The following is a 9,588-nucleotide window of genomic DNA, read 5'->3' as shown; positions in this document are numbered from 1 at the left end:
CCGCGGCCGCCTCGGCGGCCGGCAGGCCCGCCGCGAGCAGCGCGCCGATCATCCCGGACAACACGTCGCCCGAGCCGGCGGTGGCCGCCCACGATTGCCCGGCCGGGTTGAGGTAGACCGGGCCATCCGGATCGGCGATGACGGTGACGTTCCCCTTGAGCAGCACGGTCGCGCCGAAGGTGTCGGCAAGCTTCCGGCACGCGCCCACGCGGTCATCACCCGGGGGGTTACCCGCCAGGCGGGCGAATTCACCGGCGTGCGGGGTCAGCACCGTGGGGGCGTTGCGGTTGGCGACCAGCTCGGGGTGCGCGGCCAGGATGGTCAGCCCGTCGGCGTCGACGATCACCGGCAGGTCGGTCTCCAGCGCGAACCACAGCGCGGCGGCGCCCGTGTCGTCGGTGCCCAATCCCGGCCCGACGACCCAGGATTGGACGCGCCCGGCCGACGCGGGGGTGGGCGAGGCGATCACCTCCGGCCAGCGCGCGAGCACCTCGCGATGCGCGCTGCCGGCGTAGCGCACCATGCCGGAGGTCGCCGCGACGGCGGCCCCGGTGCACAGCACGGCCGCACCCGGATACGTCGAGGAGCCGGCCATCACCCCGGTCACGCCCTGGGTGTACTTGTCGTCGTGGGGCCCGGGCAGCGGCCAGCGGGCGGCGACGTCGGCCGCCTGGAAACCCAGCACCGATGTTTTTGAGGGTCCGGGCAATCTGAGCCCGATGTCGATCAGCTTCACCCGCCCGCAGTCGCCGAGCGCGTGCACGGGCTTGAGCCCGCCGAAGGTCACGGTCAGCGCGGCGCGCACCGCGGGGCCGCTGATCGCCCCGGTCGCCACGTCGACGCCGCTGGGGATGTCGACGGCGACCACCGGGATCCCCGCCGCGTCGACCGCGGCGAACACCTCGGCGGCGGCCGGACGCAGCGGCCCCGAACCGGAGATGCCGACCACCCCGTCGATGACGAGATCGGTTGTGGGTGAAACGCGTTCGACGACGCGGCCGCCGGCCTTCCGGAATGCCGCCAGCCCCTTGCGGTGGGCGCGTTCCGGATTGAGCAGCACGGCGTCCGCGGCGGCGCCGCGGCGGCGCACGAAGGTCGCGGCCCACAGCGCGTCACCGCCGTTGTCGCCCGAGCCGACCACCGCGCAGACCCGGCGGCCGGCCACCCCGCCGGTGCGGGCCCGCAACTCGGCGACGACCTCGGCGGCGAGCCCGAAGGCCGCGCGCCTCATCAGGGCCCCGTCGGGCAGGCTGGCCAGCAGCGGCGCCTCGGCCCGGCGGATCGCGTCTACGGAGTAGTAGTGCCGCACCTTAGCCACATTACGGGTCGGCGGCCGCCCGGCTCAGGCCGATGCCTCGCGCGATCGCTGCCGTCGCGCCATGGCCCGCAGGTGCGCCGGGCTCAGCTGCCGGGGGTCCTTGTGCCGCGTCATCGGGTAGAAGCAGAGCCCGATCAGGATCGACGTGAAGTGCCCGATCGCGGTGAAATTCAACTCAATACGATCCATCGCCAGCAACGGGAAACCGAAGATGACGAACAGCACGCCCAGATAGCCCCACCGCCATGGCCGGGCGATGTGATAGGCCAGCACGCCCATCACCCCGACCAGAAAGTAGCTCACGCCGATGTCGCGGGCGTGCACCAGTCGCTCCGACGCGTCGTGTTTTTCGATCGCGAAATACAGCAGGCCTTCGCTGAAGTAGGTGGACAGGATGTGGGCGCTCAATCCGACTGTGAGCCAACGCAATTGGCCAAGCCAGTGTTCGGCCGGCGCCAGGAACAGGGTGAACAAGATCAGGTACGGCGTCAGGTTGTCCCCGTCGATCCACAACAGGCTGGAGAACAGCACGTCGAGCGGGTCGCGCGCCAGCCCGTGGATGTTGGTCGAATGGTGCATCAGCATCCAGTGCAGTTGCCGCTGGGGAAGCCAATGCTGAATGAACGTCGTGATAAGCAGGACGAGCAGCCAGCCGTAGGTCAGCGGCGCGCTGCTGACGTAATGCCAGACCGCGAGTCCCATGCTGCGCAGTCGGGACCGCACCGGAGCATTCGTCACGTCATCACCTTCGCACGCCGGTCGTCGGATAGTGCAAATCAGGCGGTGGCCCCGGGTGAGCGGCTCATGCGCTCGACGGCGCAGGGGCGGGATCGGCCGGCGCGGGAACCTCCGGCCTCAGATGCCGCCACCAGCACATGATGTAGAGCAGCATCGAGACCACCAGGACGACGAGCACCCACAGCACCAGCGTGATGTCGATCCAGCCCCCGAAGGGCGGCGAGCCCGGCAGCGCGTTCCGCAGGGGCACCACCGCGAAGAGCATCGCCGCGTACCACGTCGTCATCGGGGGCTGGAACTTGCGCCGGTTGCGCACCGTCTGAACGGCGACGAACAGACCCAGGCCGGCGATGGCCACCAGCACGCACAAGATGACGATTCCGAACGCGGCCGCGCTCAGCGAGCGGTGCACGCTCGCCCGGTAGGGCCCGGACCCGGCGGTGGACACCTGCCAGCCGGAGAGGTGGTTGACGAAGGTCACCGGCACGCGCTCGGGCACCTCCCCCGGGCCGTGCATGAGTTCGACCTCGACCGGCCCGGACCGGTAGTGGTCGAAGGGCCAGCTCTCGATGTCGCCCGCGATGGTCAGCGGGACGGGGAAGACGCCGGGCAGCATGCCTTTCGTCCACGTGCGGCGGGTCGGCGTCGCCACGGATCGCACCCGGAGGCTGACGTCCTCCTTGAAGTGCTGGGTTTCCGGGTCCAGCAGCGCCGACCCCGGGGAGATGGACAGGTTGCCCATCAGCACGCTGTAGTTCGACTGGATGTCCTCGATGGCCAGCGTGGCCGTGCTCCGGTCGCCCCCGGCCGCGGTTTCGGGCTGATGGTGGCGGCCCCCGCTGCTGGCGTAGATCGCGACCGAGGCGACATAGGCCCCGACGATGCCCACGATCAGAGCGATGATCCCATATCTCACGACTGCCCCCTGCCCGACTTGGCCCCGTGGCCACCCAACGCGAGAAAAATCATTGCCCACGGGCAATGTAGTTGACCGGCCGCCGCAAAGGCCTTGAAACGAAAGGATTTCGATCCACGTCAGCCCGACGTCGCCGCGACCGGCTCCGCCGGCGGAGCGGCGGTCTCGGGCCGCAGGTGGCGCCACCAGCAGACGATGTAGAGCAGCATCGCCACCACCAGCGCGACGATCACCCAGAGCACGACGGTCACGTCGATCCACGCCCCGATCGGCGGCGAGCCGGGAAGCGCGTTGCGCAGCGGCACCACGGCAAAAAGCATCGCCGCGTACCACGTCGTCATCGGGGGCTGGAACTTGCGCCGGTCACGCATCGTCTGAATCGCCACGAACAGCCCGAGCACGGCGATGGCGATCAGCACGCCGCAGATGACGATGCCGAACACCGCGGTACTCGGCGCGCGGCGCACGCTCATCCGGTAACCCTCGTGGCCGGCGAACTTGGTGGCGGAGACCTTGAATCCGGGCAGGTGGTCGATGAGTCGCACCGGGATGAGTTCGGGCGGTTTGGTCGTGTCGGCACCGTGGAACAGCTGCACCTCGATCGGTCCCGACGTGTAGTTGTCGAACGGCCAGCGTTCGATGTGACCGGCGATGGTCAGCGGGAGCGGAAAGACGCCGGGCAGCATGCCTTTGGTGTAGTCGCGCCGGCTGGGCTGCGCCGCCGACCTGACGCGCAGCATGAGGTCTTCCTTGAGGCGGTGGGTGACCGGGTCCAGCAGCGCGGGTCCGGGCGCGACGGCCACGGTGGCCACCACCGCGCTGTAGTTCGACTGCATCTCCTCCACGGTCAACGTCGCCATGCTCTGGCCGGCCGTCTCCGCGGTGTCGTTGAGGGTGCCGGCCGACGTCCCCTCGACCGTGCTCTGGTAGAGCTCGACCAACGCGACGTAGGTCCCGACGATGAGCAGGACGAAACCCACCGCGGCGAATCTTCTGGCCGCCGACCGCATGCTGCTCCTACCGTCGCGTTGACGTGTCCCTGGCGAATCTAACGGAACGGCTGCGGATCTCGTGGCGATACGGCCGAAGCCACGCCGCCCGCGCCCGGCTATTCGACGGTGACCGACTTGGCGAGGTTGCGCGGCTTGTCGACGTCGTAGCCGCGGGCCTGCGCCACCGACGCGGCGAACACCTGCAGCGGGATGGTCGACAGCAGCGGTTGCAGAAGCGTTGACACCGAGGGGATTTCGATGAGGTGGTCGGCGTAGGGCCGTACTGTGTCGTCGCCCTCCTCGGCGATCACGATGGTGATAGCGCCGCGGGCCTGGATTTCGCGGATGTTGGACAACAGCTTGGAGTGCAGCGTGGCCTGTCCCTTGGGCGAGGGCATGACGACGATGACGGGCAGGTCATCCTCGATCAGCGCGATGGGGCCGTGCTTGAGTTCGCCGGCGGCGAATCCCTCGGCGTGCATGTAGGCCAGCTCTTTGAGTTTGAGCGCGCCTTCGAGCGCCACCGGGTAGCCGACGTGGCGCCCGAGGAAGAGCACGGTCGACGACTGCGCGAACCGGTAGGCCAGGGCGGCGACCGGCTCGATCATCGCGAGCACCCGCGCGACCAGGTCCGGCATCGCCTCGAGCTCCCGGTACTCCCGCTCGACCTCGTCGGGGTACTTGGTGCCGCGGGCCTGTGCGAGCGCCAGGCCCACCAGGTAGTTGGCGGTGATCTGCGCCAGGAACGTCTTGGTCGAGGCGACGCCGATCTCGGGGCCGGCGCGGGTGTAGAGCACGGCGTCGCATTCGCGCGGGATCTGTGAGCCGTTGGTGTTGCAGATGGCCAGCACCTTGGCCTTCTGCTCCTTGGCGTGGCGGACGGCTTCGAGCGTGTCGGCGGTTTCCCCGGACTGCGAGATGGCGACCACCAGGGTGCTGCGGTCCAGCACCGGGTCGCGGTAGCGGAATTCGCTGGCCAGCTCGACTTCCACCGGCAGCCGGGTCCAGTGCTCGATCGCGTACTTCGCGAGCAGCCCGGAGTGGTAGGCGGTGCCGCAGGCCACGACGAACACCTTGTCGATCTCGCGGAGCTCCTGGTCGGAGAGGCGCTGCTCGTCGAGGGTGATGCGGCCGTCGACGAAGTGCCCGAGCAGGGTGTCGGCCACCGCGGCCGGCTGCTCGGCGATCTCCTTGAGCATGAAGTACTCGTAGCCGCCCTTTTCCGCGGCGGCCAGGTCCCAGTCGATATGAAACTCGCGGTAGCCGACGTCGGGGTTGCCGTCGAAGTCGGTGATCCGGTAGCCGTCCGCGGTGAGCACCACCGCCTGGTCCTGCCCGAGTTCGACGGCGTCGCGGGTGTGCGGGATGAACGCGGCGACGTCGGAGCCGACGAACATCTCCCCGTCGCCGATGCCGAGCACCAGCGGCGTCGAGCGGCGGGCGGCCACGATGGTGCCGGGCTCCTCGGCGTTGGTGAACACCAGCGTGAAGTGGCCCTCCAGCCGGCGCAGCACCGCCAGCACCGAGCCGGCGAAGTCGCCCGCGGTCGCTCCGTGCCGGTAGGCCTGCGCCACCAGGTGCACCGCCACCTCGGTGTCGGTGTCGCTGGCGAATTCGACGCCCTGGGCCTCCAGCTCGTGGCGCAGGCTCGGGTAGTTCTCGATGATGCCGTTGTGGACGACGGCGATCTTGCCGGCGGCGTCGCGGTGCGGGTGCGCGTTGCGGTCGGTGGGCCGCCCGTGGGTGGCCCAGCGGGTGTGGCCCAGGCCGGTGGTGCCGCCCAGCGACTCCGGCGGCATCTGCGCGACGGCCTCCTCCAGGTTGGCCAGCCGACCGGCGCGGCGGCACACCGTGAGCGTCCCGGCGCCGTTGACCAGTGCGATCCCCGACGAGTCGTAACCGCGGTACTCCATCCGGCGCAGCGCATCCATGACGACCTTGCAGGCAGGCTGCTGCCCGACGTAGCCGACGATTCCGCACATCTGAACCAGGGTAGTGCAGCCCGCCACCCACCACGGCACGCCGACGCCAACGTCAGGGCGCCCACCTGCGCGAAAGGCCCACGTTGACCGACCCCCACCGCCGGCCGGGGTGGTACGGCGACCCGCCGCGTCCCGGGCACCGCCATCGGGGCGGGGCCGGGCGGACGCCGTGGAGCGATCACCCGGGTTTCCGCCGCACGTCCCCTTCACACCGTCTTCATAAACGTTAGAAGCGTTTTTCACTTGATGTATTTCTGACGTTTTCGTTTGCGTCATCGCTCTAGCAACCCAGCTACCTAGAATTCTGCATATCGGCTACGACCGGCGATCGCCGAAGCCGGCAGAAAGGACAGCTCGTTGACGCCCGCCTGATCAGTTCTACCTGCGGAATCGACCGATTCTCCGGCGCAAATACGCGCTGCGCAGCCATATCTTTTGAGCAATAACTGTTTCTCGCAGACATCAATGCCGATCGTCCAGCTACCCGATTACCGCGTTTTGCGTGTGTCGTTAATTTCGCTTGTCATGAAAATTCGAGCAACGCGTAAACCGCCGGATAGCTAATCGTTAATAAACGTTAATCAGAAATTTTTGCGTACTTCTGCAAGGGGATAATCATGACCGCTGTTCTGTTCGACGACGTGATCACCGTGGCGCCCGCGCCCAGCCTGACGCTGGCGGCGGCGCCCGAGCCGGCGCCCAAGCGGCGTCGCCGCGAGCCGATCGCCAGCGGCGACCCGATGGTGGACACGGCCGCCCGGTTGCTGAGCATCCCGCTGCGCCACGTGTATGCGGCGCTGTGGCGGGCGGGTGTGATCGAGGTCGTGGCCTGACGCCGATGCGATAACGTCGACGCGTGGCCCGCACCCGCAAGCTTTTCGCAGCCCTCAGCCGCCGTGGTCCGCACCGGGTTTTGCGTGGTGACCTGGCTTTTGCCGGGCTGCCGGGGGTGGTGTACACGCCGGAGGCGGGGCTGAATCTGCCCGGGGTGGCGTTCGGCCACGACTGGCTCACCGGCGCCGCCCGCTACGCGGGCCTGCTCGAACACCTGGCGTCGTGGGGCATCGTGGCCGGCGCCCCCGACACCGAGCGCGGCCTGGCCCCTTCCGTGCTGAACTTCGCCTTCGACCTGGGCACCGCGCTGGACATCGTGTCGGGCGTGCGGCTCGGCCCGGGCAAGATCAGCGTCCACCCCGCCAAGCTGGGCGTGGTGGGGCACGGATTCGGCGGCTCGGCCGCCGTGTTCGCCGCGGCCGGCATGCCGAACAAGCTGGCCGCCGCGGCGGCGCTGTTCCCCGCGGTCACCAGCCCCCCGGCCGAGGACCCGGCGACGACGCTGCGGCTGCCGGGGCTGATCCTGACCGCCCCCGGCGAGCCCCAGTCGCTGACGTCGAACGCGCTGTCGCTGTCGCGCGCGTGGGATGCGGCCACGCTGCGCATCGTCAGCAAGGCCCGGCCCGGCGGGCTGGTCGAGGGCCGGCGGCTGACGAAGGTGTTCGGCCTGGCCGGCCCGCACCGGCGCACGCAGCGAACCGTGCGCGCGCTGCTCACCGGTTACCTGCTTCACACGCTGGGCGGCGACAAGACGTACCGCGACTTCGCCGATCCCGACGTCCATCTGCCCAAGACGGACCCGGTGGATCCCGAGGCCCCGCCCGTGGCCCTGGAAGAGAAGATCGTCGCCCTGTTGAAGTGACGCGCCAGCGGGGTAACCGCTCACCGTGTCGACCGTGCGAGCCCTCTACAACCGCTGGATCAACGAGCTCTGGGCCGGCCGGCCCGTCGCGTCCGAGATCCTGACCGACGACTTCGTGGGCCACTGGCCCGGCCGGGACGTCCATGGCCCCGACGAAGTTCAGCGGATCGTGGCGGAGACCCGAAACATGTTCGCGGACTTGACTTTCGCCATCGAGCTCGGCCCCCTCGCGGAGGGCGACCTGGTGGCCGGCCGTTGGGTCGGCACGGGCCGCGGACCCGACGGCCCGGTGTCCTTCACCGGCAACGACATCCTGCGCCTGGACGCCGACGGCCGGCGATTCGCCGAGTATTGGACGGGCACGTCGACGGGCTAGCACTCCCGCGCCCCGGTGCCCGCGCGGCGGTCGTGGTATCTGTCGTTGATGCGCATCGGGATCGCCCTGGACTATTCGGGCGGCTTTCACCAGGCCGTGGACCGCGTCGTCGAGCTCGAGAAGGCCGGCATCGACATCGCGGTGGTGGCCGAGGCGTATGCCTTCGACGCCGTGAGCCAGCTCGGGTACCTGGCGGCCAAGACCACCACCGTCGAGTTGGCCTCGGGCGTGTTTCCCATCTACATCCGCACGCCCTCGCTGCTGGCGATGACGGCCGCGGGGCTGGACTTCGTGTCCGGCGGGCGATTCCAGCTGGGGATCGGCACCTCCGGGCCGCAGGTGATCGAGGGCTTCCACGGCGTCGAGTTCGACGCCCCGCTGGGCCGTACCCGCGAGATCGTGGAGATCTGCCGCAAGGTGTGGCGCCGCGAGCGGCTGCGGCACGACGGCAAGCACTACCAGATCCCACTGCCGCCCGACCGCGGCACCGGCCTCGGCAAAGCCCTGCAGCTCATCAATCACCCGGTGCGCGAACGCATTCCGATCAGCATCGCCGCGTTGGGCCCCAAGAACGTCGAGCTGACCGCCGAGATCGCCGAGGGTTGGCAGCCCGTCTTCTTCCTGCCGGACCAGGCCGCCTCGGTGTGGGGCGACGCGCTGGCGGCCGGGGCCGCCAAGCGGGATCCCGCGCTGGGGCCGCTGGATGTGATGGTGCACGCGTCGGTGGCCATCGGAGACGACGTCGACGAACGGCTGGCGTGGGTCAAGCCGCAGCTCGGCCTGTATCTGGGCGGGATGGGCGCCAAGGGCCGCAACTTCTACCACGCCCTGGCCACCCGCTATGGGTTCGGCGAGGTCGCCGACCGCATCCAGGAGTTCTACCTGTCCGGCCGCAAGCGCGAGGCCATCGACGCCGTGCCCGACGAGCTGGTGCGCGGCATGTCGCTGGTGGGACCGCGCGGCTACGTCGCCGAACGCCTGGCCGCCTTCGCCGCGGCCGGCGTGACGACCCTGCTGCTCAGCCCGCTGGCCACCGACCGCGCCGAATCCGTCCGCTTCGTCGAGGACGTGCTGGCGCTGCGCCAGGCCTGAGCTCGTCACTGCCCCGCCTGCGGCAGCTGGTCCGCGGCGATCTCGCAGGGCGTCTTCGTCTCGTCCGCCGGGGGCGCGGGCCCGCCCGCCGCCGGAGCGTCGGCCGGTGCGGGCGCGTCGACCGGCGCGGCACCCGGTGGTGGCGGCACGTCGACCGGCGCGGCACCCGGTGGTGGCGGCGGAGCGGCCGGTTCTGCCGCGGCCTCGGGCTCCGCCTCCGCGGTGTCCTCGACGTCCTCGACGTCTCCGGGGTCTTCGGCGCCCGTCTCCGGTGTCTGCCCGTCGGTGTCGTCGGCCTCGAAGGGCTCGCCGTCGAAGGCGTTCCCCCGGTCGAAGGGCTCGCCGTCCCCCAGGCCGTCGCCCGCCGACCCGATCAGCCCGCCGACCGCGTCGACGATCCGGCCGGCCAACCCGAGCAGGCCCGCACCACCCCCGTCGCCCAGCCCGCCGCCGACCCCGCCGCCCAGCCCGCCCGCCG

Annotated in this window: 10 protein-coding genes; 4 read left to right on the top strand and 6 right to left on the bottom strand. The window is 70.1% G+C overall.

Translation table 11 applies throughout. The annotated features are described in order from the left end of the window. The 5 genes from HMPREF0591_RS07785 to glmS form a co-directional block, all read right to left on the bottom strand. A partial coding sequence (locus HMPREF0591_RS07785; protein ID WP_040622068.1) for a bifunctional ADP-dependent NAD(P)H-hydrate dehydratase/NAD(P)H-hydrate epimerase occupies positions 1-1,309 on the bottom strand: 1,309 nt, incomplete at its 3' end. 33 nt (positions 1,310-1,342) lie between these two features. Then, the gene (locus HMPREF0591_RS07780; RefSeq protein WP_040621377.1) at positions 1,343-2,020 is read right to left on the bottom strand and encodes a rhomboid-like protein; all 678 of its coding nucleotides are present in this window, start codon (positions 2,018-2,020) and stop codon (positions 1,343-1,345) included. Between the two features lie 100 nt (positions 2,021-2,120). Further along, a complete protein-coding gene (locus tag HMPREF0591_RS07775; protein WP_007167921.1) occupies positions 2,121-2,972 on the bottom strand; it encodes a DUF4436 domain-containing protein in 852 nt (283 codons plus the stop codon). Between the two features lie 119 nt (positions 2,973-3,091). Next, complete coding sequence (locus HMPREF0591_RS07770) at positions 3,092-3,982, bottom strand: DUF4436 domain-containing protein (RefSeq protein ID WP_007167920.1); 891 nt, start codon at positions 3,980-3,982, stop codon at positions 3,092-3,094. A 98-nt stretch (positions 3,983-4,080) separates the two neighbouring features. Continuing rightward, the gene (gene glmS / locus HMPREF0591_RS07765) at positions 4,081-5,946 is read right to left on the bottom strand and encodes a glutamine--fructose-6-phosphate transaminase (isomerizing) (protein ID WP_040622065.1); all 1,866 of its coding nucleotides are present in this window, start codon (positions 5,944-5,946) and stop codon (positions 4,081-4,083) included. Between the two features lie 617 nt (positions 5,947-6,563). On the opposite strand from glmS, the gene HMPREF0591_RS07760 reads away from it, so the two are divergent. The 4 genes from HMPREF0591_RS07760 to HMPREF0591_RS07745 are packed head-to-tail and all read left to right on the top strand — an operon-like array spanning position 6,564 to position 9,110. Continuing rightward, positions 6,564-6,779 carry an Rv1535 family protein gene (locus HMPREF0591_RS07760; protein ID WP_007167917.1) on the top strand — a complete coding sequence of 72 codons (216 nt, stop codon included), beginning with the start codon at positions 6,564-6,566 and terminating at the stop codon, positions 6,777-6,779. Positions 6,780-6,802: 23 nt separating this feature from the next. Then, complete coding sequence (locus HMPREF0591_RS07755) at positions 6,803-7,642, top strand: dienelactone hydrolase family protein (RefSeq protein WP_007167916.1); 840 nt, start codon at positions 6,803-6,805, stop codon at positions 7,640-7,642. A 25-nt stretch (positions 7,643-7,667) separates the two neighbouring features. Then, a complete protein-coding gene (locus tag HMPREF0591_RS07750; RefSeq protein WP_007167915.1) occupies positions 7,668-8,018 on the top strand; it encodes an ester cyclase in 351 nt (116 codons plus the stop codon). A gap of 48 nt (positions 8,019-8,066) precedes the next feature. Further along, positions 8,067-9,110: an LLM class F420-dependent oxidoreductase gene (locus HMPREF0591_RS07745; RefSeq protein ID WP_040622059.1), complete on the top strand. Its 1,044-nt coding sequence runs from the start codon at positions 8,067-8,069 to the stop codon at positions 9,108-9,110. A 5-nt stretch (positions 9,111-9,115) separates the two neighbouring features. On the opposite strand, the gene HMPREF0591_RS07740 is transcribed toward HMPREF0591_RS07745, so the two are convergent. Then, a partial coding sequence (locus HMPREF0591_RS07740) for a hypothetical protein (protein WP_007167913.1) occupies positions 9,116-9,588 on the bottom strand: 473 nt, incomplete at its 5' end.

Origin of the sequence: Mycobacterium parascrofulaceum ATCC BAA-614 (genome assembly GCF_000164135.1) — a bacterium.
Classification (GTDB): domain Bacteria; phylum Actinomycetota; class Actinomycetes; order Mycobacteriales; family Mycobacteriaceae; genus Mycobacterium; species Mycobacterium parascrofulaceum.
Note: the sequence above shows the minus strand (reverse complement) of the source record. Positions and strands in the feature narration are given on the sequence as shown.

Bases quoted from the DNA above. Each gene is read 5' to 3' on its own strand.
- HMPREF0591_RS07780 (WP_040621377.1), bottom strand. From the start codon at position 2,020: ATGGGACTCGCGGTCTGGCATTACGTCAGCAGCGCGCCGCTGACCTAC.
- HMPREF0591_RS07770 (WP_007167920.1), bottom strand. From the start codon at position 3,982: ATGCGGTCGGCGGCCAGAAGATTCGCCGCGGTGGGTTTCGTCCTGCTC.
- glmS (WP_040622065.1), bottom strand. From the start codon at position 5,946: ATGTGCGGAATCGTCGGCTACGTCGGGCAGCAGCCTGCCTGCAAGGTC.
- HMPREF0591_RS07760 (WP_007167917.1), top strand. From the start codon at position 6,564: ATGACCGCTGTTCTGTTCGACGACGTGATCACCGTGGCGCCCGCGCCC.
- HMPREF0591_RS07745 (WP_040622059.1), top strand. From the start codon at position 8,067: ATGCGCATCGGGATCGCCCTGGACTATTCGGGCGGCTTTCACCAGGCC.